The 24097-nt window shown below is 67.5% G+C and carries 24 protein-coding genes and 4 pseudogenes; 23 read left to right on the forward strand and 5 right to left on the reverse strand.

Going from position 1 to position 24097, the window contains the following annotated elements; genetic code table 11:
- Positions 1 to 231: 231 nt before the first annotated feature.
- The 5 genes and pseudogenes from N0A20_RS13545 (at position 232) to rplQ (ending at position 4339) form a co-directional block, all read left to right on the forward strand.
- On the forward strand, positions 232 to 1023 hold the full coding sequence (locus N0A20_RS13545; RefSeq protein WP_260580881.1) for an inositol monophosphatase family protein: 792 nt from the start codon (positions 232 to 234) through the stop codon (positions 1021 to 1023).
- Positions 1024 to 1633: 610 nt separating this feature from the next.
- The gene (gene rpsM / locus N0A20_RS13550) at positions 1634 to 2002 is read left to right on the forward strand and encodes a 30S ribosomal protein S13 (RefSeq protein WP_260580882.1); all 369 of its coding nucleotides are present in this window, start codon (positions 1634 to 1636) and stop codon (positions 2000 to 2002) included.
- A gap of 116 nt (positions 2003 to 2118) precedes the next feature.
- Positions 2119 to 2512: pseudogene (rpsK, locus tag N0A20_RS13555) on the forward strand (30S ribosomal protein S11).
- 106 nt (positions 2513 to 2618) lie between these two features.
- A complete protein-coding gene (locus N0A20_RS13560; RefSeq protein WP_260580883.1) occupies positions 2619 to 3677 on the forward strand; it encodes a DNA-directed RNA polymerase subunit alpha in 1059 nt (352 codons plus the stop codon).
- 239 nt (positions 3678 to 3916) lie between these two features.
- On the forward strand, positions 3917 to 4339 hold the full coding sequence (rplQ, locus tag N0A20_RS13565; RefSeq protein WP_260580884.1) for a 50S ribosomal protein L17: 423 nt from the start codon (positions 3917 to 3919) through the stop codon (positions 4337 to 4339).
- 197 nt (positions 4340 to 4536) lie between these two features.
- Here the strand turns inward: rplQ and N0A20_RS13570 are convergent, their stop codons facing one another.
- Both N0A20_RS13570 and N0A20_RS13575 read right to left on the reverse strand, forming a co-directional pair.
- Complete coding sequence (locus N0A20_RS13570; protein WP_260580885.1) at positions 4537 to 6120, reverse strand: ABC-F family ATP-binding cassette domain-containing protein; 1584 nt, start codon at positions 6118 to 6120, stop codon at positions 4537 to 4539.
- A 135-nt stretch (positions 6121 to 6255) separates the two neighbouring features.
- The gene (locus N0A20_RS13575) at positions 6256 to 6573 is read right to left on the reverse strand and encodes a hypothetical protein (RefSeq protein ID WP_260580886.1); all 318 of its coding nucleotides are present in this window, start codon (positions 6571 to 6573) and stop codon (positions 6256 to 6258) included.
- A 1-nt stretch (position 6574) separates the two neighbouring features.
- Here N0A20_RS13575 and N0A20_RS13580 point away from each other — a divergent pair, with 1 nt between their 5' ends.
- From N0A20_RS13580 to N0A20_RS13640, 13 genes are all read left to right on the forward strand, one after another.
- Complete coding sequence (locus tag N0A20_RS13580) at positions 6575 to 7057, forward strand: hypothetical protein (protein WP_260580887.1); 483 nt, start codon at positions 6575 to 6577, stop codon at positions 7055 to 7057.
- Positions 7058 to 7088: 31 nt separating this feature from the next.
- Positions 7089 to 7664, forward strand: a complete 576-nt coding sequence (locus N0A20_RS13585) for a GbsR/MarR family transcriptional regulator (RefSeq protein WP_260580888.1) — start codon at positions 7089 to 7091, stop codon at positions 7662 to 7664.
- Between the two features lie 61 nt (positions 7665 to 7725).
- Positions 7726 to 8346 (forward strand): DUF4166 domain-containing protein, encoded by a 621-nt coding sequence (locus tag N0A20_RS13590; RefSeq protein WP_260580889.1) that lies wholly within the window; start codon positions 7726 to 7728, stop codon positions 8344 to 8346.
- Positions 8339 to 9427: a saccharopine dehydrogenase family protein gene (locus N0A20_RS13595; protein WP_260580890.1), complete on the forward strand. Its 1089-nt coding sequence runs from the start codon at positions 8339 to 8341 to the stop codon at positions 9425 to 9427. The genes N0A20_RS13590 and N0A20_RS13595 overlap by 8 nt, the downstream gene beginning before the upstream one ends.
- A 150-nt stretch (positions 9428 to 9577) precedes the next feature.
- The gene (locus N0A20_RS13600) at positions 9578 to 11740 is read left to right on the forward strand and encodes a prolyl oligopeptidase family serine peptidase (RefSeq protein WP_260580891.1); all 2163 of its coding nucleotides are present in this window, start codon (positions 9578 to 9580) and stop codon (positions 11738 to 11740) included.
- A 59-nt stretch (positions 11741 to 11799) separates the two neighbouring features.
- On the forward strand, positions 11800 to 12846 hold the full coding sequence (locus N0A20_RS13605) for a hypothetical protein (RefSeq protein ID WP_260580892.1): 1047 nt from the start codon (positions 11800 to 11802) through the stop codon (positions 12844 to 12846).
- Positions 12847 to 12855: 9 nt separating this feature from the next.
- Entirely contained in the window at positions 12856 to 13344 is a 489-nt protein-coding gene (locus tag N0A20_RS13610) for a GAF domain-containing protein (protein ID WP_260580893.1), read from the forward strand.
- 131 nt (positions 13345 to 13475) lie between these two features.
- A complete protein-coding gene (locus tag N0A20_RS13615) occupies positions 13476 to 14204 on the forward strand; it encodes a hypothetical protein (RefSeq protein WP_260580894.1) in 729 nt (242 codons plus the stop codon).
- Positions 14201 to 14350: a hypothetical protein gene (locus tag N0A20_RS13620; RefSeq protein ID WP_260580895.1), complete on the forward strand. Its 150-nt coding sequence runs from the start codon at positions 14201 to 14203 to the stop codon at positions 14348 to 14350. The genes N0A20_RS13615 and N0A20_RS13620 overlap by 4 nt, the downstream gene beginning before the upstream one ends.
- Before the next feature lie 323 nt (positions 14351 to 14673).
- The gene (locus N0A20_RS13625; RefSeq protein ID WP_260580896.1) at positions 14674 to 15192 is read left to right on the forward strand and encodes a hypothetical protein; all 519 of its coding nucleotides are present in this window, start codon (positions 14674 to 14676) and stop codon (positions 15190 to 15192) included.
- A 406-nt stretch (positions 15193 to 15598) separates the two neighbouring features.
- The gene (locus N0A20_RS13630; protein WP_260580897.1) at positions 15599 to 16117 is read left to right on the forward strand and encodes a hypothetical protein; all 519 of its coding nucleotides are present in this window, start codon (positions 15599 to 15601) and stop codon (positions 16115 to 16117) included.
- A 186-nt stretch (positions 16118 to 16303) separates the two neighbouring features.
- The gene (locus N0A20_RS13635) at positions 16304 to 17623 is read left to right on the forward strand and encodes a M28 family metallopeptidase (RefSeq protein ID WP_260580899.1); all 1320 of its coding nucleotides are present in this window, start codon (positions 16304 to 16306) and stop codon (positions 17621 to 17623) included.
- A 122-nt stretch (positions 17624 to 17745) separates the two neighbouring features.
- The gene (locus tag N0A20_RS13640; RefSeq protein WP_260580900.1) at positions 17746 to 18183 is read left to right on the forward strand and encodes a PilZ domain-containing protein; all 438 of its coding nucleotides are present in this window, start codon (positions 17746 to 17748) and stop codon (positions 18181 to 18183) included.
- 244 nt (positions 18184 to 18427) lie between these two features.
- Here N0A20_RS13640 and ctrA read toward each other — a convergent pair whose 3' ends face one another.
- From ctrA to N0A20_RS13655, 3 genes and pseudogenes are all read right to left on the reverse strand, one after another.
- Positions 18428 to 19135, reverse strand: coding sequence for a response regulator transcription factor CtrA (ctrA, locus tag N0A20_RS13645; RefSeq protein ID WP_260580901.1), 708 nt, complete (start codon positions 19133 to 19135; stop codon positions 18428 to 18430).
- A 299-nt stretch (positions 19136 to 19434) separates the two neighbouring features.
- The gene (locus N0A20_RS13650; RefSeq protein WP_260580902.1) at positions 19435 to 20067 is read right to left on the reverse strand and encodes a substrate binding domain-containing protein; all 633 of its coding nucleotides are present in this window, start codon (positions 20065 to 20067) and stop codon (positions 19435 to 19437) included.
- Positions 20068 to 20239: 172 nt separating this feature from the next.
- Positions 20240 to 20371: pseudogene (locus N0A20_RS13655) on the reverse strand (LysR family transcriptional regulator); the annotation flags it as partial.
- A 264-nt stretch (positions 20372 to 20635) separates the two neighbouring features.
- Here N0A20_RS13655 and N0A20_RS13660 point away from each other — a divergent pair.
- The 5 genes and pseudogenes from N0A20_RS13660 (at position 20636) to arfB (ending at position 23973) form a co-directional block, all read left to right on the forward strand.
- Positions 20636 to 21332: pseudogene (locus N0A20_RS13660) on the forward strand (pirin family protein).
- 132 nt (positions 21333 to 21464) lie between these two features.
- A complete protein-coding gene (locus N0A20_RS13665) occupies positions 21465 to 22061 on the forward strand; it encodes an FMN-dependent NADH-azoreductase (RefSeq protein ID WP_260580903.1) in 597 nt (198 codons plus the stop codon).
- A 4-nt stretch (positions 22062 to 22065) separates the two neighbouring features.
- Entirely contained in the window at positions 22066 to 22869 is an 804-nt protein-coding gene (locus N0A20_RS13670) for a dioxygenase (protein ID WP_260580904.1), read from the forward strand.
- A gap of 25 nt (positions 22870 to 22894) precedes the next feature.
- Positions 22895 to 23578, forward strand: a complete 684-nt coding sequence (locus N0A20_RS13675) for an RluA family pseudouridine synthase (protein WP_260580905.1) — start codon at positions 22895 to 22897, stop codon at positions 23576 to 23578.
- Positions 23571 to 23973, forward strand: a pseudogene (gene arfB / locus N0A20_RS13680) (alternative ribosome rescue aminoacyl-tRNA hydrolase ArfB). Before N0A20_RS13675 ends, arfB begins: the two are co-directional and overlap by 8 nt.
- Positions 23974 to 24097 lie beyond the last annotated feature (124 nt).

The raw sequence follows: 24097 nt of genomic DNA on the forward strand, positions 1-24097 counted from the left end.
AAGCAAATTTGTTCAGTGCGAGGAGGAGCGGCGCAGGCATATGAAAATATTCCAAGGCGCTCCGACGCGGCAATGGACAAATTTGATCAAATCCCGGAGGGACGGCAAAATGGCTTTCATCTCGAACCAAATGTCCCTTGGACATAGACCCACTATGACCGACGGGCCATTTGGTCCGATATGTTCGCCATTTTGCCGCCTCAGCCGTCCCATAGTCAGGTTCTGGCCCTAATGCCCGGGCGCAACCTCGAGGCCGTGATCGCCGCGACCCGCGAGGTCGGCGACATGGCGATGGCGCGCTGGCGCGGCGAGGGCAAGGCGGTCGACGTGCAGTACAAGTCGCCGGACAACCCGGTCAGCGACGTCGATCTCGCGGTCGATGCGCGGCTGAAGGCGGTGCTCGGCGCGATGGTGCCCGAGGCGGGCTGGCTGTCCGAAGAGACCGCCGACAACACCGACCGCCTGTCGTGCCGTGCGATGTGGTGCGTCGACCCGATCGACGGAACGCGCGATTTCATCCGCGGGCGGCCCGGCTGGGCGGTGTCGGTCGCACTCGTCGTCGACGGCGACCCCGAATTCGGCGTGCTCTATGCCCCCGCGCTCGACGAACTGTGGGTCGCGCAGCGCGGCCAGGGGGCGACGCTCAACGGCGAGATGCTGCACGCCAGCCAGCGCACCGAATTCGCCGGCTCGCGCGTGCCCGCCGACGCGCTGCCCAAGGTCGACAACGACCTCGTGATCGTCACCAAGCCGAACAGCATCGCGCTGCGCATGGCGCTGGTCGCCGACGACCGCGCCGACCTGGTCGCGACATTGCGCTGGGGTTTCGAATGGGACGTCGCCGCCGCGGCGCTGATCGCGGCCGAGGCGGGGGCGATGGTCACCGACGCCTTCGGCGAGCCGCTGACCTTCAACACCCCGCGCGCGCAAGCCTTCGGCGTCATCGCCTGCGCCCCCGGCATCCACCGCGCGGTGGTCGACCGCCTGCACGATCGCGCGGTGGCGCTGACGGCGGAGCGCTGAGCGGGGCGGCTTTGGGGTGGATTACCGACATTCAACCCCCTCCTCTTCAGAGGAGGGGCAGTGAGACTTGGTCCGGCGCAGCCGGGCCTTTAGTCGAACGGGGTGGTGGCCGAAGACGTCGGCCTATCCCTCGAACACCACCCCGCTGCGACTAACGAACAAGTTCGTAAGTCTCGCTACCCCTCCTCTGAAGAGGAGGGGCTGGATATGTCAGCCTCCGCCCGAAACCAGCCACTCCGGCACCAATGTCGGCGGAAGAACGAAAAAGCCCTTTCCTAATTCGCCCGGCGGTGCCAGCCTTGCATCGCGCCACCTTGGCCCGAAACGGCCTGAGGACACAAAGGACACAAATTCAGGTCTCGCATGCGGGGCTTTGTGTCTTAAAGGACGCGGCAGAGAAGTGGATCGTTGCGCGAGCGCGGCTCGCCGCAAATCCCCGCGCTTCGCTTGACTTTCGGCACGACTCACCCTATCTGCGCCTTCCATTCCGACAGCCTGACCGGACGGCGAAGCGCAGCTGCGCATTCGTGGTCCGTTTTTTGCGTTGGAAATCAGACGCTTTGAGATGGGGCCGTTGCCAGCGGCCCTGTGGAGCAGGAGAAGCTACCCAATGGCACGTATCGCGGGCGTCAATTTGCCCACCAACAAGCGCGTGATCATCGCGCTCACCTATATCCACGGCATCGGCCGCAAGACCGCCGTCGATATCGCCGACAAGCTCGGCATCGACCACAGCCGCCGCATCCAGGACCTCAGCGACGCCGAAGTGCTGCAGATCCGCGAAACCATCGACGCCGACCTGACGGTCGAGGGTGACCTGCGCCGCAACACGGCGATGAACATCAAGCGCCTGATGGATCTCGCCTGCTATCGCGGCCTGCGCCATCGCAAGGGCCTGCCGGTCCGCGGCCAGCGCACGCACACCAATGCACGCACCCGCAAGGGCAAGGCCAAGCCGATCGCCGACAAGAAGAAATAAGGTCGAGCGCGTCCGCCCCTCTCTCGAAAAAGGGGCGCGCGCTTCCTTGTTTCCCCCGCCGGGGCAGCTTCGACGGCCCGCCACCGGCCCTTCAGGATTTAGGACAGGATTTCATCATGGCTCGTGAACCGCAGCGCCTTCGCCGAGCGCGAACGCAAGAACATCTCGTCGGGCGTCGCCCACGTGAACGCCACCTTCAACAACACGATGATCACCATCACCGACGCGCAGGGCAATGCCATCGCCTGGTCGAGCGCCGGCATGATGGGCTTCAAGGGCAGCCGCAAGTCGACCCCGTACGCCGCCCAGGTGTGCGCCGAGGATGCGGGCAAGAAGGCCGCCGAACATGGCGTCCGCACCCTCGAGGTCGAAGTCAAGGGCCCGGGGTGCTCTAGCCGCGAATCGGCGCTGCGCGCGCTGCAGGCGGTCGGTTTCCACATCACCTCGATCCGCGATGTGACCCCGATCCCGCACAACGGCGTCCGCCCGGCCAAGCGCCGCCGCGTCTGACGCCTGCTTCGGATGCGCTCCGGCCGGAGCCGCATCCGCCACCTCCTAACGCCGGACCGGTCGGTTTCCGCCCCCGCCCCGTCCCGCCAAAAGCAAAGGGAAGTCCATGACTGTCAATATCCGGAACTGGCAGGAATTGAAGAAGCCCAGCAACCTGGAAATCAAGGCCGGCAGCGACGGCAAGCGCAAGGCGACCTTCGTCGCCGAGCCGCTTGAGCGTGGTTTCGGCCTGACGCTGGGCAACGCGCTGCGCCGCGTGCTGCTCTCGTCGCTCCAGGGTGCGGCTATCACCTCGATCAAGATCGAGAATGTCCTCCACGAATTCTCGAGCCTCGCCGACGTGCGCGAAGATGTCACCGACATCGTCCTCAACGTCAAGCAGATCGCGCTCAAGATGGAAGGCGAAGGCCCGAAGCGGCTGCAGCTTTCGGCCACCGGTCCCGCGACCGTCAAGGCCGGCGACATCATGGTGTCGGGCGACATCAAGGTGATGAACCCGAACCATGTCATCTGCCACCTCGACGAGGGCGCGACGCTGAACATGGAACTCGTCGCCGATACCGGCAAGGGCTATGTCCCCGCGACCGCCAACCGCCCGGCCGACGCGCCGATCGGCCTGATCCCGGTCGACTCGCTCTTCTCGCCCGTGCGCCAGGTCGCCTACAAGGTCGACAATGCCCGCATCGGCCAGGAACTGGACTATGACAAGCTGTCGCTGACCGTCGATACCGACGGTACCGTGACCCCGGAAGACGCCGTGGCTTACGCCGCACGCATCCTCCAGGACCAGCTGCAGGTCTTCGTCCACTTCGAAGAGGCGATGAACGACAGCGGCATGATCGGCATGGCCGCCTCGCCGGCGACCGCCGACGAGTCGGACGTCAACCAGCTCAACCGTTTCCTGCTCAAGAAGGTCGACGAGCTCGAACTGTCGGTCCGTTCGGCCAACTGCCTGAAGAACGACAACATCATCTATATCGGTGACCTCGTTCAGAAGACCGAGGCCGAAATGCTCCGCACGCCGAACTTCGGCCGCAAGTCCCTGAACGAAATCAAGGAAGTGCTGTCGTCGATGGGTCTGCGCCTGGGCATGGACATCCCCGGCTGGCCGCCGGAGAATATCGAGGAAATGGCCAAGAAGCTCGAACAGGAGCTGCTGGGTTAAGCGAATTCCTTCTCCCTCCGGGAGAAGGATACGCAGCCTTGTCGCGCAGCGATTAGGCGAAGTTGGATGAGGGTGAACAGCGTGTCGCCCTCACCCAGCTGCAACTAGGCGGCAAGCCGCCAAGTTTCCGCATCCCTCTCCCGGTGGGAGAGGGATGATCAAACGGGAATGGGTCGGCCCGCAATCGACCTGGCTTGGGGTACCTCGCACGGCCCCTCTGACAAACGAAGGAAGAAATCATGCGTCATAAATCGGGTGGCCGGAAACTGCAGCGCACCAGCGCGCACCGCACGGCGATGTTCCGCAACATGTCGGCCTCGCTCATCAAGCATGAGCAGATCATGACCACCGTCGCCAAGGCGAAGGAGCTGCGTCCCTACGTCGAAAAGCTGGTCACGCTCGCCAAACGCGGCGGCCTTGCCAATCGCCGTCTGGCGCTGAGCCGCCTGCTCGACGAAACGCAGCTCAAGAAGCTGTTCGACGTCATCGCGGCGCGCTACGCCGACCGCAACGGCGGCTATACCCGCGTCATCAAGGCCGGCATCCGCGCCTCGGACGCGGCACCGATGGCGATCATCGAATTCGTCGACCGCGACGTCGATGCCAAGGGCCAGGATTCGGGCCCGGTCGAGCAGTATGACGACGAGATGGCGGAAGCCTGAGCTTCGTCCGGCAACGGAATCAAGGGCGGCGTCCGAAGGGACTGCCGCCCTTTTTCTTATCCCCAACCCCTCCCTCCCCTTCAGGGGAGGGCAGCGAGACTTGGAAACTTGTTTCCTAGTCGCAGCGGGTGGGGGCCAGACGCCTTGCGCTATCTCGCAAGCCCCCACCCCAACCCCTCCCCTGAAGGGGAGGGGCTTTATGTCTTCGCCAGTTCGATCCATCGCCCCACCCCGATCGCATCCAGAAACGCCATATCGTGGCTCACCACCACCAGTGCTCCATCATAGCCGCGCAGCCCCGCCTCGACCGCTTCGAGCGAGTCGATGTCGAGATGGTTGGTCGGCTCGTCGAGGATCAGCAGCAACGGCGGCTTCGGCGCCCCCAGCGTGCAGGCCAGCCCGGCGCGCAGCATCTGCCCGCCGCTGAGCGTGCCCACGACCTGCAACGCCGCATCGGCGCGAAAGCGGAAGCGCGCCAGCGCCGCGCGGCATTCATTCTCGCCGGTTTCGGGATGCAGACGCCGGAAATTGTCGCGGATCGACAGCGCCGGGTCGAGCAGCGACACCGTCTGGTCGAGCAGCGCATGGTCGGCGACCACCCCCACCCGCCCGGCCCAGGGCGCCAGCCGCCCGGTCAGCAGCGCGAGCAGGGTCGATTTGCCCGATCCGTTCGGGCCCGCGACCGCGACCCGCTCGGGCCCGGTGATCGTGAAGGACAGCCCCTCGATCACCGGCGCACCCGGCACATAGCCGGCGGAGACATCCTCCACATCGACCACCACCCGGTTCGCCGCGAGCCCGCTCGGCGCGATGCCGACCATCAGCGGCTGCAGCACTTCGACCTTCGCCCGCGCCGCGGCGAGCGCCGCATCGGCCTCGCCGCGCTTGCGTTCCGCCAGCCGCGCCCCCGCCCCCACCGTCTCCTCCGCACGGCCCTTCAGCGTGCCGAGCAGGATGCGCGGCAAGTCGCCCTTCGCGGCCTTCCTGCGCCCGCCCTTGTCGCGGCGCGCCTGCCTTTCGGTCGCGGTCCGGATTTCGCGCGCGACTTGCGCCTTGCCGCGCTCGGCGTCGGCCAGCGCCTGCTCGGCCTGCGCCAGTTCGGCGTCCTTGCGCGCCCGATAGCTACTCCAATTGCCGCCGTAGCGCGCCGCGCCGAGCGACGTCAGCTCGACGATCGCGTCCATCTCCTCGAGCAGTTCGCGGTCGTGACTGACCACGATCATCCCACCCCGCCAGTCGCGGACCAGCGCGCGTACCGCGTCGCGCCCGTCGCGGTCGAGATTGTTCGTCGGCTCGTCGAGCAGCAGGACATCGGGCTCGGCGAGGATCGCCGCCGCCAGCGCCGCGCGGGTCCGCTGCCCGCCCGACAGGCCGGCGAGCGGGGTGCCGGGCGCCGCCGCGAGACCGACGCGGCCGAGCGCGACCTCGATCCGGCTTTCGAGCGTCCAGTCGGCCTCGGCCAGTTCGTCGATCGTCGCGGTTCCTGCCTCGGCGCGGGCCAGCAGTGCGAGCGCGCCGGTCACCCCGAACAGGTCGGCGATCGTCTCACCGGGCCGCGGCCGCACGCTCTGGCGCAGCGTCGCGAGCGTGCCCGACACCGACACGCTCCCCGCCTGCGGTTCGAGCTCGCCCGCGATCAGGCGCAGCAGGGTCGTCTTGCCGACCCCGTTGCGCCCGACAAGCCCCGTCCGCTCGGCCGCGAAGCCGAGGTCGAGGCCGGTGAAAAGCGGGTGAGCGTCAGCTGTACTGTAGTGAAGATTCGAGAGGGTAATGGCGGGCATGGACGGCTTCCTGCAAGGCAAGGCTCTGGGGCGATGGCTTGGCAGGGAAATCCATGACGGCTTGCTCTTCCTTGAAAATCAGGCGTCCAACATAGGCCGCGCGGGCCGCCGCCGCAACCCGCGCGCGCCGGACGATCAGTCGCCCGGCTTTTCGTACGGCGCCTCGCCCGCCGCCACCGCATCGCGCTTGCGCCGCAGCGAGCCGCGCATCTCGCTTTCGGGAAGGCTCGCGGCGATCTTGTTCGCCTCGTCGATCAGCGCCTGATCCCCCGTCAGCCAGCCATGATCGTAGAGCGCCTCGGCGAGCAGGACCTTTTCGAACCAGTCGTCGGGAATCGCCTTCACGCGATAGCGGTTCGCCTGCACGCGCATCGCCGACCATTCGGGAAGCCGCGGATCTTCGAAGCGCAGCCCATGGTCGAACAGCTGGTCGGCCGGCGCCGCGAAATTCATAATGATCGCCGTCGCCGCCGCGCGCCGCGAGCACCGGGCCGAGCGCGCGGACGGTCTCGTCGAGCCAGACGATTTCCTGCCTCTGTCCTTCGACGTCGCCATATTCGGGGTCATTGTGCTGCGCCGCGTAAAAGGCGCCGATACCCTGCAGCGTGCGCAAGTGCATGGCGGCCTCGGAATCGGGCGCGAAGCGCGCCGCCGACGCCCTGGCGCGCGCCTCGATCTCGATGAAGGCGTCGCGTTTCCGGTCCTTCTGCGTACTGTAATCGAGATCGAACGCTTCGGACAGCATCTGCCCGATCGCCTCGACCTCGGCCTTGCCCGCGGCGCTATCGGCCTGCATCGCCATCGCGCCGGGCGCAATCGCCCCGGCCGATCCCGCCGCCAGCAGCGCGGCCGCCATCCATATCCGCATAAATGCCCCACCCTCCGGAGCGACCCGCTGCCCGGTCTAGCCGCCTTCGCACCGCCGCGCCACAATTGACATCTTTCCTGTTTCGACTATTATTTCTGTTATGACAGAAATTATCGAACATGAGTCGAAACTCTCCCCCGCGGCGACCGAGTTCATTCTCCATTGGGGCAATCTCGGCGGGCAATGGGGCGTCAATCGGTCGGTGGCGCAGATCCATGCGCTGCTGTTCGTGTCCGACCGCCCGCTGCACGCCGAGGAGATCGCCGAGCTGCTCGGTCTCGCGCGCTCCAACGTCTCCAACTCGATCAAGGAACTGCTCGGCTGGCGGCTGATCGAGCGCGTCCCCCTGCTCGGCGACCGGCGCGATCATTTCAGCGCCGAGAAGGATATCTGGGAAATGGTCACGCGCATCGCGGCGGGGCGCAAGGCGCGCGAGGTCGATCCGGCCGAGGCGGCGCTGAAGGCCTGCGTCGCGCGCGCCGCGCACGACCCCGGGCTCAGCGACGGCGCCAAGGCGCGGCTTTCCGAGATGCTCGATTTCGTGACGACGATGAGCCGCTGGCACGACGAGATGCTGAGCGTGCCCAAACCGGCGCTGATGCGGCTGATCAAGCTGGGCGCGGGCGTGACCAAGCTGATCAACTGGCGCCCCGGCAAGGGCAAGGACGCCAAGTAGGAGAAGGGCGATGGGGGCTGGTGCGCTGCGCGAACGGACAGGGACGACTTCCGCGCGCCCGTTGCGGGACAAGGACGCGCTCTACGATACGCGCTTCCGCCGCCTCGTCCCGCGCCCCGCGTGGGATGCGCTTCCCGAAGATGTCCGCCGCCGCTTCTCCAAAAGGCTGACCGGTCAGGCCGTCGCGGCCTACAGCGGCGAGATCGTCTGGACGCGCCTCTCGCGCGCGGGCTGGTGGCTCGCACAGCTCTGCCGCCTGATCGGCGCGCCGCTTCCCCTCGCCGCCAGCGGCCCCGCCCCCGCGGCGGTTGCGGTCAGCGAGGACCGGGAGAGCGGGGGGCAATATTGGACGCGGCTCTACGGCCGCGTGCGCGGCCACCCGCAGGTGATCCACAGCGCGAAAAGCTTCACCGGGCCGACGGGACTCGAGGAGCATATCGGCCGCGGTTTCGGCATGGCGCTGACGGTGCGGGCGAAGGCCGATGCGTTGATCTTCACCTCCGACCATTATTTCTGGCAGGCGAGAGGTTTCCGGCTCCGCCTGCCCGCGTGGCTCGCGCCCGGCGAGACGGTGGTGACGCACCAGCATCTCGGCGGCGGCCGCTTTGCCTTCGACCTCAAGGTCACGCATCCGCTGCTGGGCGAACTGGTCAGCCAGCACGGCCTGTTCCGCGATGGCTGAGCTTCGCGTCCTGCTGATCGGCGCGACCGGCGTCTTCGGCCGCCGCCTCGCCGAGCGGACCGCAATGGAAAAGGGCATCGCGCTTACCCTGGCGGCGCGCGACAAGGCGAAACTCGGTGCGCTGGCGGAGCGGCTCGACGGATTGGCGACGCGCACGCTCGACCGCGAGACGCTGACCGCCGCCGACCTTGCCGATTGCGATGTCGTGGTCGATGCCGCCGGCCCCTTTCAGGCGTCGGCGCCGACGGTGATCGAGGCCGCAATCGCCGCGCGCGTTCCTTATATCGACCTCGCCGACGGGCGCGATTTCGTCGCCGCGATCGGCGCGCACGACGCGGCAGCCAAGGCGGCCGGGATCAGCGTCACCTGCGGCGCCAGCTCGATCCCCGCGCTGTCGCATGCGGTGCTCGACGACCTGACCGCCGGGTGGAGCGGCATCGACCGGATCGCGATCGGCATATTCCCCGGCAACCGCGCGCCGCGCGGGCTGGCGGTGGTGCAGGCGATCCTGTCCTATGTCGGCCATCCGGTGCGCGTGTGGCGCGGCGGCGGCTGGACCACGGTTCCGGGCTGGGGGATGACGCATCGCTGGGCTGTGCCCGGGGTCGGCAGGCGCTGGGCCAGCGTCTGCGACACGCCCGAACAGGATCTGCTCGTCGCGCGCTACCGCCCGGCGCAAAGCGCCGAATTTTTCGCGGGGCTCGAACTCGGCCTGCTCCACCTCGGCCTCGCGCTGCTGTCGCTGCCGGTGCGCCGAGGATGGGTGCGCAGCCTGCGTCCGGCGGCGCGGCCGCTGCTCGCAATCGCAAAGCTCCTGCTCCCCTTCGGCAGCGATATCGGCGCGATGGATGTCCTGGTCGACGGGCATGACGCCGACGGCAAAGCGGTTGGCGCGCGCTGGACCCTGCGCGCCGACGGCAACCGCGGCCCCCATGTGCCGACGCTCGCGGCGCTCGCCATGCTGCGGCGGTTGCGGGACGGACGCGCTCCGGAGCCGGGGGCGCGGGCGTGCGCGGGAATCCTGTCGCTGGCCGAGTTCGCGGACGACTTTGCTGCGCTGGAAATTGCGACGACAGTTTAAGACATTCCCCTCCCTTTTAGGGAGGGGAGAGCGAAGGTCGCGTTTTATCCGAAACCAGTCCCCCTCGCTCCAAATCTCCTTGCCCGCGCCTTGCCCATGCTTACATTGGCACGCACGAATATTACCCCCATCGATGAGGATCGCCTTGCCATGTCCCGTAAACCTCTTCGCGCGCCGCTCGCGCTGGTCGCCCTGTTCATGACGCCCGCCATGGCGCAGGCCGAGGACAGCGCCGGCATCGCCACCGCCGCGGCGGCGCTCGCCTATCCCGCGACCGAGCGCGGCGACACGGTCGATCCGCAGTTCGGCGTCGATGTCGCCGACCCCTATCGCTGGCTGGAGGACGATGTCCGCGTCAATCCGAAGGTCGCCGCATGGGTCGCCGACCAGAACAAGGTCACCGACGCCTATCTGGGCACGCTGCCGGGCCGCGACGCCTTCAAGACGCGGATGACCGAGCTCTACAATTACGAACGCTTCGGCCTGCCACGCAAGGCGGGCACCCGCTATTTCTACACCCGCAACGACGGACTGCAGCCGCAGTCGGTGCTCTATGTCCGCGACGGGCTGAAGGGCGAGGGCCGCATCCTGATCGACCCCAATGGCTGGGCCCAGGACGGCGCGACCGCGCTCGCCGAATGGACCCCGTCGGAGGACGGCAAATATTTGCTCTACTCGGTGCAGGACGGCGGCACCGACTGGCGCATCGTTCGCGTCATGGACGTCGCGACGGGCCAGGACCTGTCCGACGAGGTGCGCTGGGTCAAATTCTCCGCGCTCGACTGGGCGAAGGACGGCAGCGGCTTTTATTATTCGCGCTTCCCCGAACCCGCCGAGGGCGCGGCCTTCCAGTCGCTGAACGAAAATCACACCGTCTATTTCCACCGGCTCGGCACGCCGCAGAGCGCGGACGTGCCGATTCACGCGACCCCCGATAAGCCCAAGCTGAACAATGCCGCGGTGGTCAGCGACGACGGCAAATATCTGATCGTCGTCGGCTCCGAGGGCACCGACGAACGGTATGGACTGACCCTCTATCCGATCGGGCCGAATGGCGCGGGCAAGCCGGTGACTCTGGTCGATGATTTCGCGAACAATTGGGAATATGTCACCAACACCGGCACGCGCTTCACCTTCGTGACCAACAAGGGGGCGGCGCGCCAGCGGCTGGTGTCGATGGACATCCGCAAGCCCAAGGCGCTGACCCAGCTCGTCGGCGAACAGGCGGCGACGCTCGTGGGCGCGTCGCGCGTCGGCAACCGCATCATCCTCTCCTACCTCGGCGACGCCAAGTCGGAGGCGCGCATGGTCGCGCTCGACGGCAAGCCGGTCGCGAACATCCAGCTCGCCGACATCGGCTCGGCCTCGGGCTTCGGCGGCAAGTCGGCCGACCCCGAAACCTTCTACGCCTTTTCCAGCTACGCGCGGCCGACGACCATCTACCGCCTCGACACCGCGACGGGGAAGAGCGAGATCTTCGCAGAGCCCAAGCTGACCTTCAATCCGCAGGACTTCAGCGTCGAACAGCGTTTCTACACGTCGAAGGACGGCACCAAGGTGCCGATGTTCCTGGTGATGAAAAAGGGCCTCGACCGCAGCAAGGGATCGCCGACGCTGCTCTACGGCTATGGCGGCTTCAACGTATCGATGACCCCCGCCTTTTCGCCCACCCGTCTCGCCTGGGTCGACAAGGGCGGCGTGCTCGCGATCGCCAACCTGCGCGGCGGCGGCGAATATGGCAAGGCGTGGCACGACGCCGGCCGCCTCGACAGGAAACAGAATGTCTTCGACGATTTTATCGCCGCGGGCGAATATCTGATCGCGCAAGGGATCACCGGCAAGGGCCAGCTCGCGATCGAGGGCGGCTCGAACGGCGGGCTGCTCGTCGGCGCGGTGACCAACCAGCGCCCCGACCTGATCGCCGCCGCGCTGCCCGCGGTGGGCGTGATGGACATGCTGCGCTTCGACCGCTTCACCGTCGGCCGCTATTGGGTCGACGATTATGGCTATCCGTCGAAGGAGGAGGATTTCCGGAACCTGCTCACCTATTCGCCCTATCACAACATCCGGGACGGCGTCGCCTATCCGGCGGTGCTGGTGACGACCGCCGACACCGACGACCGCGTCGTGCCGGGGCACAGCTTCAAATATACCGCCGCGCTCCAGCATGCGCAGGCGGGCGACAGGCCGCACCTGATCCGCATCGAAACGCGCGCCGGCCATGGTTCGGGCAAGCCGACCGACAAGGTCATCGCCGAAGCCGCCGACAAATATGCCTTTGCGGCCAAATGGACCGGGCTCGGCGTCGAATAGGCAAACGCCTCGCGATCGCCGCCGCGCTCATGCTGCTGGGCGGGGCGGCGACCGGGAGCATGTTGCCCGACGGCGAAGCGGCGCGCGTCGAGCGGCGGGCCGATTGTTATGACCCGGCGGCGCTGCCGCCGGTCGAGACGCTGGCCGACGGCCGCAAGGCGGTTCGCCTGCGCGTGCTGCTCTGGAATGTCGAGGGCCTGCCCTGGCCGATCCGCAGCGGACGCGGACCGAAGCTCGAGCGGATCGCCGACTGGATCGCCAGGCGCCGCGCGGCGGGGCATGGCCCCGACATCCTAATCCTGCACAAGGCGTTCGTGCCCGAGGCGTCGCGCATCACCCTCGCGGGCGGATTCCGCAACATCCTCCCCGGCCCGGCGCTGAAAGAGAAACGCCAGCTCCCCGCCGCGCCGCCGCCCGACGGCTATGCCGGCGCCGCGCACTGGTGGAAGGGCGAGGGCATCGGCAAATGGCTCGACGGCGGCCTCTATATCGCCACCGACCTGCCGGTGATCGACAGCGCGCGCGACGCCTTCGGGGCCGACAGCTGCGCAGGCTACGACTGCCTGTCGAACAAGGGCGGCCTCGCGCTGCGCGTCGCCATCCCCGGCGCGCCCGAGCCGGTGACGCTGTTCAACACCCACCGCAATTCGCGCGAGCCCGCCCAGGTCGGCATCCCCCGCGCCGAGACGTCGCATATCCTTCAGACGCGCGAAAACGACGCGCTGCTGACGGCCTTCGGCGACCTCAAAGATGGGGGCGACGCGCTGATCGCGGCGGGCGACTTCAACAATTACCGCGCGGGCGACAGGGCGGGCCGCTTCGCGACCGACCCCGCCTTCCGCCTCGCCGCCAAGGGCCCCGGCCTCGCCGCCCGCGCCGCGCCGATGACCGACGCGCGCGCGTGGACCGAGGCCTATGACCTTGTCGGCTATCGCGGCTCGGACGCGCTCCGCGTCGAGCCGCTTTCGGTCGTCACTTTGTTCGACGGCCAAAACGGCCCTGTTCTTTCGGACCATCCCGCCCAATATGTGACCTTCCGGCTGAGCTGGCGCGGCGACGCGCCCGCGATGCCGATCGCCGTCCCGCGCTGCGCCACCCGATCCTGAAAGACGCCCATGTCCTATGTCCTCGCCTTCTCCGCCACCGAGCCCGCCGAACTGTGGGCCGAAGCCGCCGCCGCCGCCGAGGCGCTCGTCGCGGGCGAGCCCGACGGCATCGCCAACATGGCCAATGTCGCGGCGCTGATCTGGCAGGCGATCCCCGATCTGAACTGGGCGGGCTTCTATCGCTTCGACGGCCGCGAACTCGTCCTCGGACCCTTTCAGGGCAAGGCCGCGTGCATCCGCATCGCGCTCGACAAGGGCGTCTGCGGCGCCGCCGCGCGCGCCCGCGAAACCCGGCGCGTCGAGGATGTCCACGCCTTCCCCGGCCATATCGCGTGCGACGGCGACAGCCGCAGCGAACTGGTCGTGCCGATCGTCGCCGGCGAGCGGCTGATCGGCGTGCTCGACCTCGACAGCCCGCTGCCCGCCCGCTTCACGGCGGAGGATCAGGCCGGCGCCGAGGCGCTGGTCGCGCGCATCGCGACCGCGCTCGCGGGCTGAACCTGCCCCAAATCGGGACGAAATCGGCAAGGTAAACGGATTCGCCGAAAAGCGCCGGATTTGCTAAACACCCTGTTAACCAATGGTCCTTGCCGCCGCCGGTCAGGCCCAAGGAAACAGGGAGTTACGCCATGCGCACCGCACTTCTTCTCGGAATCGCCGCCGGATCGGCGCTGCTGTCCGGCCCGGCGCACGCCGGTCATGGCGACAAGAAGCCCAGCCTCGACTATGGCGCGCCGTCGGCGCCCGATGCCCGCGTCTACACTGGCTATCCCGACCGCGTGCCGAGCGAAGTCGAATATCGCCGCGTCGAAGGAACCTATGACGCGCAGGGCCGCTGGACCGGCACCTGGAACGGCACCTATGAAACGCCCGACGGCCGCCGCTACGACGGCAGCTACGAAGGCACGGTCGAGTCGGTGGGCACCAGCTACGACGCGCCGCCGCCGGCCTATGATCCCTATTATGACGAGCGCGGCGGCTATGATCCGCGCTACGATGAAGAAATGGAACGCCGCTGTGGCCGGGGGGGCACGGTCGGCGGTGCGGTTGTCGGTGGCGTCGTAGGCGGCATCAGCCGGCAACCGCATCGCCGGGCGGGGCAACCGCACCGAAGGCACGATCATCGGCGGCGCGCTCGGCGCGATCATGCGGCGGGGCGATCGGCAGCGAGGCCGACCGCAAGCGCTGCGAAAGCTGGCGGGCCAGCCGCGGCGGCTATTACACCCAGGGCGGCTATTATCACGGCGGTGCCTATCCGCCCCCGCCGCCCTATCATGGCGGCCATGGCGGCACGACGGTCTATCAGCAGGGCGGCTATGGCTATGGTTACGGCTATTACACCCCCGGCGTCGTCGTGACGACGGTGATCACCACCGGCGCGCCCGTGGTGACCGAGACGGTCGAAACCTCGACGCGCACCTATTACGAGACGGTTCCGGTCCGGAAGCGCCATGTCGCGAAAAAGAAATGGAAACCGAAACCCAAGCCGCGCTGCGTCTGCTGATTTTTACCTGCCCTCCCCTTCAGGGGAGGGCAGCGAGACTTGGCAGCTTGCTGCCTAGTCGCAGCGGGTGGGGTCCGGCGGCCTTGCACTATCTGACAGGCCCCACTCCAACCCAGTGCCAGGTAAACCGTCCCCCGGACGGTTTAGGTCATGCCAGGGGCATGACCGACCTGACACTCCTGAAGGGCAGGGGCTTTTCATTGGCCCTCCTGCTTCTCGTCGCGCGCGGAGAACGGTTCAGCGAGGCGAAAGCATCCTGCCCCTATCTGCGACCGATGGCGGGCGGGGCCTATCCCGTGCCCGCACAGTGGGGAGTATCCTCGATGCGCCGTTTCACCACTCTCACCGCCGCGGCCGCGGTCCTCGTCACCTCCTTCGCCGCCATCCCTGCCGAAGCGCGCAACCGCTACGGTGGCAGGCACCACCGTGACCGCGATCATATCAGCACCGGCGAAGTGCTCGGCGGCCTCTTCGTCATCGGCGCCATCGCGGCGATCGCCGGCGCCGCGAGCAAGGACAAGGACCAGCGGCGCGAGCAGCGTTACGAGCCGCCCTATCGCGACGACGACTATCGCGAAGTCCCGCGTTACGAACCCGATGCCGGCACCACGCCGGGCGCCTATGGCCGCGGCGAGGCCGAGGCGCGCGCCGCCGACGCGTGCAGCTGGGCGGTCGAGGGCGAGATGGGCGACGACGCCCGCGTCGACCGGATCGACAGCACCCGTGCCGCGAACGGCGGCTGGTACGTCACCGGCGCCGCGTCGCGGCTGGGCGGCGAGACGCGCAGTTTCGGCTGCAGCTATCGCAACGGCCGCGTCGTCGACGTCACTTTCGGCGGCTGATCCCGCAGGCGAATACCAGGGCAAGGGCCTCGTCATCGGCGATGACGGGGCCCTTCGCTTTGGCGATCACGACCTTTGCGAACACGCCGGCTGAACGGCAGGTGTCGGGCGGGAGCGGACGTTTATCTCCCCTCCCTGCAAGGGAGGGGCTGGGGGTGGGTGGCCGCCGAAGGCGGCGCTCTTCCTTCTGGCTCGCTGCGCTCGCTACCCACCCCTAACCCCTCCCTAAAAGGGAGGGGAATGTCTTATATCCACCCCAAAACCGCCTTCGCTTCTCCACCTGAACCTCCGCTAAACCAAGTCTGAACCGCAGATAAGCGGGGGGTTCAGACCCGCGACACCGCCCTCCTTCTATACCGGCATCAACAGGCGGCGAATCGCCCCCTGCGGTGAAGGAGACCGAACCATGGCTATGACCAAGATGACCAAGGCCGCAATTGGTGCGGCCACCGCCGGCGCAATGTTGCTCGGCAGCACCCCCGCGATGGCCCGCGACCGCGACGGCGACGGGATCAGCGCGGGCGAAGTGATCGCCGGCGCCGTCGTCCTCGGCGGCCTCGCCGCCATCCTGTCGAGCGGCGGCAACGACCGCTATGACCGCGCCGACTATCGCGACCGCGGCCGCTATGACGACCCCCGTTACGGCTATGGTTATGACTATGGCCGCTACGGCGACAGCCGCAGCGCGGTGAACCAGTGCGTCAACGCCGTCGAACGCGGCAGCCGCCGTTACGGCAACACCGACGTCACGCAGGTGACGAGCATCGACCGCAAGCGCGACGGCTACAAGATCAAGGGCCGCGTCGTCGTCCGCGACGGTTACGGCGGGCGCTGGGGCCGCGGCGGTTACTATGACAAAGGCAAGTTCAGCTGCGACGTCCGCTACGGCCGCGTGCAGGACATCAAATTCTCGGGCCTGCGCTAATATTGGAAAGCCCCTCCCCAAACGGGAGGGGCTTTTCCCATAACGTCGCCCCCGCGAAGGCGGGGGCCGCCATCGGTTTACGCCGCGACGCAGCAACAGGCTGACAGCGGCCCCCGCCTTCGCGGGGGCGACGATTATTGCCAGCGACGGTCTTGCGTCGATCAGATACCCGCCGCATGAAGCGGCATGATCAAGCAAAGCCTGCTCGCCGCGCTGCTGCTCTGCGCAGCCACCCCTGCCCTCGCGGCGGACGAGACCCCCGCCGTCGACCCCGCGCGCCTCAAGGCCGACGTCGAAAAACTCGTGTCCTTCGGCACCCGTCACACCTTGTCCTCGGCGACCGATCCGAAGCGCGGCATCGGCGCCGCGCGCAATTGGGGCGCCGCCGAATTCGAGCGCATTTCAAAGGCCTGCGGCGGCTGCCTGACCGTATCGCGCATCTCCGACCGTTTCGAGGGGCCGCGCGCGCCCGCAGGCGTGATCGTCGAAAATGTCCTCGCGATCCAGAAGGGGACCGGCGACCCCGCGCATGTCGTCATCATCGCCGGCCATATCGACAGCCGCGTCACCGATCCGATGAATTTCACCGCCGACGCCCCCGGCGCCAACGACGACGGCTCGGGAACCGCGCTGGTGATCGAGGCCGCGCGGCTGCTGTCGAAGCGGAACCATCGCGCGACGATCGTCTATGCCCTGCTTTCGGGCGAGGAGCAGGGGCTGTGGGGCGGCAAGCTGCTCGCGCGCCATGCCCAGAGCGAAGGCTGGCAGGTCGCGGCGCTGCTCAACAACGACATCGTCGGCGGCACCCACGGCACCGACGGCACGATCGTCGACAATCGGGTGCGCGTGTTCAGCGAGGGCATCCGCGCGTCGGAGGACCTGGCGGCGCAGCTCGCGCGGCGCGGCATCGGCGGCGAGGACGACGGGCCATCGCGCGCGCTCGCCAGGGCCGCTCTTCGCGCCGCCACCCGCAATCCGGCGATCGGGCTGGAGGTGCTCGCGGTACGCCGCCCCGACCGCTTCCGCCGCGGCGGCGACCATCTGCCCTCGCTCGAACTCGGCTACCCGGCGATCCGCTTCACCGTCGGGGTCGAGGATTATGACCATCAGCACCAGGATCTGCGCACCGAGGGTGGCCGCCAATATGGCGACACCGTCGACGAGATGGACTTTCCATACCTCGCCCGCGTCACCGCGCTCAACGTCGCGCTAGCGCGGGAGCTGGCCGACGCGCCGCCCGCGCCCGCCAGCGTCGCCATCGATGGCGCGGTGAGTTCGGACACCAGCATCAGCTGGACGCCGGTCAGGGATGCCGCCTCCTACCGTCTCTATTGGCGCCGCGCCGACCGCAGCGACTGGACCGACAGCCGCACCGTGCCAGGCGACTCGACGCAATTCCTGCTGAAAGGCGTCCAGATCGACGACCATTTTTTCGGCGTCGCGGCGGTGTCGGCCGAGGGCGCCGAAAGCATCGTCGCCTTCGGCGGTCTGCCGCCCCAAAAATAGGCTCGAAAGCGAGCCGTGACACGCCGCGCTAGTGCAATATTTACCATCTTCTCCTATGGTCGCCGATGGGACCGATATTGTCGCCTGGAGTGGGATGCCGGGCGGCCTGTACTGGGTCGCGCATGTCCAATCCCGCAGACGATTCTGCATCCGAAAAACGCCAGCCGCGCCAGTCGCGACTGGTGAAGGCCGCGCTCGAGAGCGAGCGTTTCGGCCGCTTCGACGTCACCGTCCGCAATGTGTCGCAGACCGGCATCGGCGGCCAGGCGCCGCACCCGCTGCAGAATGGCGAGCGGCTGACCGTCCACCTGCCCGGGCACCCGCCGATGACGGGCACGGTGCGCTGGGTATGCGATCAACGGTTCGGGATCGAGACCGACAGCGAAATCCGCATCGAGCAGCTGCGCGCGGCGCATGGCGGCAGCATGCCGTCGGCCGACCAGAGTATCGAATTTCGCATCATCCCGCCGCCCAAGACCGTCGCCAAGCGCCCCGGCCTGCAACTCGGCGCCGCATCGCCGACGAACCCTTATACGAGCGACTGGCGTTCGCGTCGGTAGGGGGTGGGAACGAAACGCGACCTTCGCTCTCCCCTCCCTGGAAGGGAGGGGCTGGGGGTGGGTGGGCGGCCGGAGGCGGCATTCTTCCTTCTTGCTCGCTTCGCTCGCTTCGCTCGCTACCCACCCCTAACCCCCTCCCTAATAGGGAGGGGGATCGATCCCCCGTCATCCGCACAAAAGAAAACCGGCGCGGATCGCTCCGCGCCGGGTCCCCCGTTGTAAACTGTTAAAAAAGCGCTGGGCGTCAGGCGACGCGGCGCACTTCATTGCCTTCGTCGTCGATGTCGCGCAGCACATAGCCGCGGCCCCAGACGGTCTCGATGTAATTTTCGCCGCCGCAGGCCAGCGCCAGCTTCTTGCGCAGCTTGCAGATGAAGACGTCGATGATCTTGAGTTCGGGCTCGTCCATGCCGCCGTAGAGGTGGTTCAGGAACATTTCCTTGGTCAGCGTCGTGCCCTTGCGGAGCGAGAGCAGCTCGAGCATCTGATATTCCTTGCCGGTCAGGTGCACGCGGGTCGAATCGACCTCGACCGTCTTGGTGTCGAGATTGACCGCCAGCTTGCCGGTCTTGATGACGCTCTGGCTGTGGCCCTTCGAGCGGCGGACGACCGCATGGATGCGCGCGACCAGTTCGTCGCGGTGAAAGGGCTTGGTGACATAGTCGTCGGCGCCGAAGCCGAACGAGCGCACCTTCGAATCCATTTCCGAAATGCCCGACAGGATCAGCACCGGCGTCTGCACCTTGGCGGTGCGCAGTTTCTTGAGCACGTCGTAACCGTGCATGTCAGGCAGGTTCAGGTCGAGCAGGATGATGTCGTAATCATAGAGCTTGCCCAGGTCCAGGCCCTCTTCCCCCAGGTCGGTGGTGTAGACGTTGAAGCCTTCGGTCGTGAGCATCGTGTCGATCGCCTTGGCGGTCGTCGGCTCGTCCTCGATCAGCAATACGCGCATTGGGCACCCCTTAGATTGTTCCCACGATGATCCCGCGACCCGTCCGCTGGACCATCCTGCGATGCCACCGACGAACCCCCTGTTCGGGACTGCCGGAACATTAACCATGAAAGCAATGAAGGGAAAAGGTTAATTTTGATTTAACCCGCAGGAATCCACGAGTCGCGGCGATTCCGCACCAGCCGGAGAAGCTGTTCCCCGGCGAAAGCCGGGGTCCACATGCCATGCGCGCGTCATCAATGGACCCCGGCTTTCGCCGGGGGAACGGCGACGATCCATGGTCAGGACCGCGGGCGTTCTCAACCGCTCCCCAGCGCCAGATGCTGCGCATGGGCGCCGGTGCAGGATCGTTTCAGCGTATCGACCAGATGGTCCGACAGCGCCTTCACCCGCGCCGGGCGCAGCCGCGATGGTGGCGAAAGAAGGTGAAGAAAGGATTGCGGCAGCGACCAGTCGGTCAGGATGCGCACGACGTCGCCCGCGACCAGGGCCTCCTCGGCGATGAAGTCGGGCAGCGCGGCAATGCCGCCGCCCGCGACGATCAGCGGGATCATCACATCGCCATTGTTGGTGAACAGGGGTCCGGTCGGAACCACCGTCGCCTCCTCGCCCTCGCGGTGGAAGCGCAGCGGCAGCGTCCTCTCGCGGTGGCCGTAACCGATCAGCCGGTGGCGGCCGAGTTCGAGCGGGTGGCGCGGCGTGCCATATTTCTCCAGATAGGCGGGGCTTGCGATCACCGAACCCGCGACCGGCGCGATCGTGCGCGCGAGCAGGCTCGAATCCTCCATGCTCGCGATGCGGAGCGCCAGGTCGATGCCGTCCGCCACGACATCGTGACGCGCGTCGCTGAGCATCACCTCGATCTCGACCGCCGGATGCATCTCGAGAAAGGCCGCGAGCGGCCCGCCCAGCACCTTGATCCCGAAGCTCATCGGCGCCGCGAGGCGGATCGGGCCTAGCCAGGTCGACCCGGTCGCCGCGCGCCGCCTCGGTCGCGGCGGTCGCGGCGGCGACCATCGCATGCGCCTCGCCAAGCAGCCCCGCCCCCGCGGTCGACACGGTGACCGTGCGCGAACTGCGGTGGAGCAGGGTGATGCCCAGCGACGCCTCCAGCCGCGTTACCGCTTTCGACACGCTGGCTTTCGACAGGCCGAGCGTTACCGCCGCGGCGGTGAAACTGCCGCTGTCGGCGACCGCGGCGAAACAGGCCCAGCCTTCATAATCGGGAAGCGCCATTGGAATTCTCCATCCTCAAAGCCGTTCGCCCTGAGCCTGTCGAAGGGCCGTTCTTTCTCTTGAACGTCGGGAGAAAGAAGGACGGTGCTTCGACAAGCTCAGCACGAACGGGAAATTGGGGCACCAGATTAGCAGAGATATCGAAACGATAGATTTCCATCTACGCTATTTCAGAAACGATCGCCATCGCTATCTTGTCCCCAACAGCTTCACCCCGCATCCGCGATACGGGTGAAGATCGAAAAGATAGGAAAGGACGACGCGATGATCGACATCCGCAAATTCGACAGCCTCGGCCACGCCAACCACGGCTGGCTCGACGCCCGCCACCATTTTTCCTTCGCGAACTACCACGACCCGAAGCGCATGGGCTGGGGCGCGCTGCGCGTGTGGAACGACGATGCCATCGCGGCGCAGGCGGGCTTTCCCCCGCACCCGCACCGCGACATGGAAATCATCACCTATGTCCGCACCGGCGCGATCAGCCACCGCGATTCGATGGGCAACAGCGGCCGCACCGCGGCGGGCGACGTCCAGGTGATGAGCGCCTAGCACCGGCGTGACGCACAGCGAGTTCAACCTGGAGGACGAGGAAACGACCTTGTTCCAGATCTGGATCATGCCCGACCGTGCCGGAGGCACCCCCGGCTGGGGTGCGCGCCAGTTTCCCCAGGCCGACCGTTCGGGCCGGTTCGTGACGCTGGCGAGCGGGATCGAAGGCGATGACGCGCTGCCGATCCGTGCCGATGCCCGCGTGGCCGCGGCAACGGTGAACGCCGGCGACACGGTCTCCTACGACCTGCCCGACGGGCGCCACGCCTATCTGGTCGCCGCCAAGGGCCGGATCCGCGTCAATGGCGAGGAGGCCGACCCGCGCGACGGCATCGCGATCCGCGATGTCGGCACGATCGAGGTCGAGGCGATCGACGACGCCGAACTGGTGCTGGTCGACAGCCTGTAATGAAACCCCGGGGCCGCCGCCTTCCCCCTCCCAGGCGGCGGCCCGCTCCTGTGCCGCGAGTTCCCATCCCCCCGGTCGACGGAACTCGCGGCACCCCCTTCCCCTCTTGTTCAAGTCCAAAGGAGTAATGCCATGTCCCACATTCTTCGTATCGACGCCTCGGCCCGCAACGCCGGTTCGACCACCCGCCTGCTGACCGACCAGCTCGTCGCCCGCCTTGTCGAACAGGGCTATGGTGCCGCGGTCACCACCCGCGACCTCGCGCTCGCCCCGCCCGCGCTGCTCACCGAAGCCTGGGTCGGCGCGAACTTCACCGACGACGCCGACCGCAACGACGAGCAGCGCGCCGCGCTCGCCGCGTCGGACGAGCTGATCGCCGAACTCGAAGCCGCCGACACCATCGTCATCGGCGTGCCCGTCTATAATTTCGCCATCCCCGCCGCGCTCAAGGCCTGGGTCGACCTGATCGCCCGCGCCCGCAAGACCTTCCGCTACACCGAAGCCGACCCCGAAGGGCTGCTCAAGGGCAAGAAGGCCTATCTCGTCGTCGCCTCGGGCGGCGTGCCGGTCGGCAGCGACTATGATTTCGCGACCGGCTACCTGCGCCACATCCTCGGCTTCGTCGGCATCACCGACGTGTCGATCATCGCCGCCGACCAGCAGATGATGGACGGCGAGGCGATCGCCCGCGCCACCGCCTCGATCGACGCGCTGCGGCAGGCGGCCTGACGCGATGCGCCGTCTGCCGAGCCTTTTCGTTTCGCACGGCTCGCCGATGATGGCGCTCGAACCCAGCCCGGCACGGGATTTCCTCGCCGGGCTGGGCACCCGTTTCCCGCGCCCGCGCGCGATCCTGGTCGTGTCGGCGCACCATGACGCGGCGTATCAGGGCGGGCGGGCGACGGTCACCGCCTCGCCCGCGCCGCCGACGATCCACGACTTCGGCGGCTTTCCCGACGAACTCTTCGCGATGCGCTACCCGGCGCCGGGCGATCCCGGACTGGCGGAACGCATCGTGGGCCTGCTCGGAGCGCACGGCCTGGCCGTCACCGCCGACCCCGAGCGCGGTCTCGACCATGGCGCGTGGGTGCCGCTGTCCCTGATCTACCCCGATGCCGACCTTCCCGTCGTCCAGCTCTCGATCGCGTCGAACGCGTCGCCCGAATGGCATCATTCGCTCGGTCAGGCACTCGCGCCCCTGTGCAACGAAGGCGTGCTGATCATCGGGTCGGGCAGCATCACCCACAACCTCCGCGCGCTCTTCTCCTCGCGCCTGCCGATCGACGCCCCCGCGCCTGGCATGGGTCACCGACTTCACCGACTGGATCGCCGACCGGATGAAGGCGGGCGCGGTCGACGACGTCCTGCACGCGGTCGAGCTTGCACCACACGGCAAGGACAATCATCCGACCCTGGACCATATATTGCCGCTGTTCGTCGCCATTGGCGCCGGCATGGTTCGCCTTTCACTGCCGAGCGGCTGCACGCCAGCACCACCTATGGCCTGCTCGGCATGGACGTTTATTCTTTCGGCTGAGCCCCGTGCGGCCTATAGCGCCGCCATGCTGCTCACCGACCGCATCCTCTTCCTCGACGGCGAGGCGATCGTCGTCGACAAGCCCGCGGGCCTGCCGGTCGATCCGCCGCGCGACGGCAGCCTCAGCCTCGAGAACCACCTCGATTCGCTGCGCTTCGGCTTCCAGCGCTGGCCGCTCGCGGTGCACCGGCTCGACCGCGACACCTCGGGCTGCCTGCTCCTCGCGCGCAATCCCAAGGCGCACAAGCGCTTCGCCGCCGCCTTCGAGGGCCGCGAGGTCGAGAAGAGCTATCTCGCGATCATCGACGGCATCCTGCAGGGCGAGAGCGGGACGATCGACCTGCCGCTGTCGAAACGATCGACCCGCGAGGCCGGCTGGCGGATGGCGGGCGACCCCGGCGGCAAGCCCGCCCGCTCGCACTGGCAGGTGATCGCGGCCGCCGGCGCCTGCACGCTCGTGCGTTTCCGCCCCGAAACCGGCCGCACCCACCAGCTGCGCGTCCATGCGCTCGAAGGGCTCGGCTTCCCGATCGCGGGCGACCCCGTCTATGGCGGCGGCGGACCCAAGGGACAGACGTTGCTCCACGCCGAACGGCTGGTGCTGACGCGCGGCGCCAAACCGCCGATCGTTGCCGAGGCCCCCTTCCCCGAACGTTTTGTCGCGCACGGCTTTTCGGCGCCCGAAGGAGCGGAGCCGACGCGTGGCTGACATTCCCGAGGCCGCGATTTCGGAAAAATTCCTCGCCGGCAGCGGCCCAGGCGGACAGAATGTCAACAAGGTTGCGACCGCCTGCCAGCTGCGCGTCGATGTGTTCGCGCTCGGCCTGGCACCCGACGCCTGGCGCCGAGCTGAAAACGCTCGCGGGCAGCAGGATGACGGCCGAGGGCGAACTCGTCATCCTCGCCCGCCGGTATCGCACCCAGGAAGCGAACCGCGCCGACGCCCGCGCGCGGCTGAACGCGCTGATCGACCAGGCGCTGATCCAGCCCGAGCGGCGCATCAAGACCAGGCCGAGCAAGGCGGCCAAGGCGAAACGCATCGACAGCAAGAAGGCGCGCAGCGCGGTCAAGGCGGGACGCGGCCGTGTCCGGCCGTCCGAGTAATCCGATCTTTACCATGTCCTGCCAATGAAGCCGGACGCCGATACGGGCGCCGACGGCCGGAATCGTCCCGCCGCGAGACAATAAGGCCCTGTTTTAAAGATATTTACGATGTCCGTTTACGGGC

The sequence above is a fragment of the Sphingopyxis sp. PET50 genome (genome assembly GCF_025244705.1).
Lineage (GTDB): Bacteria > Pseudomonadota > Alphaproteobacteria > Sphingomonadales > Sphingomonadaceae > Sphingopyxis.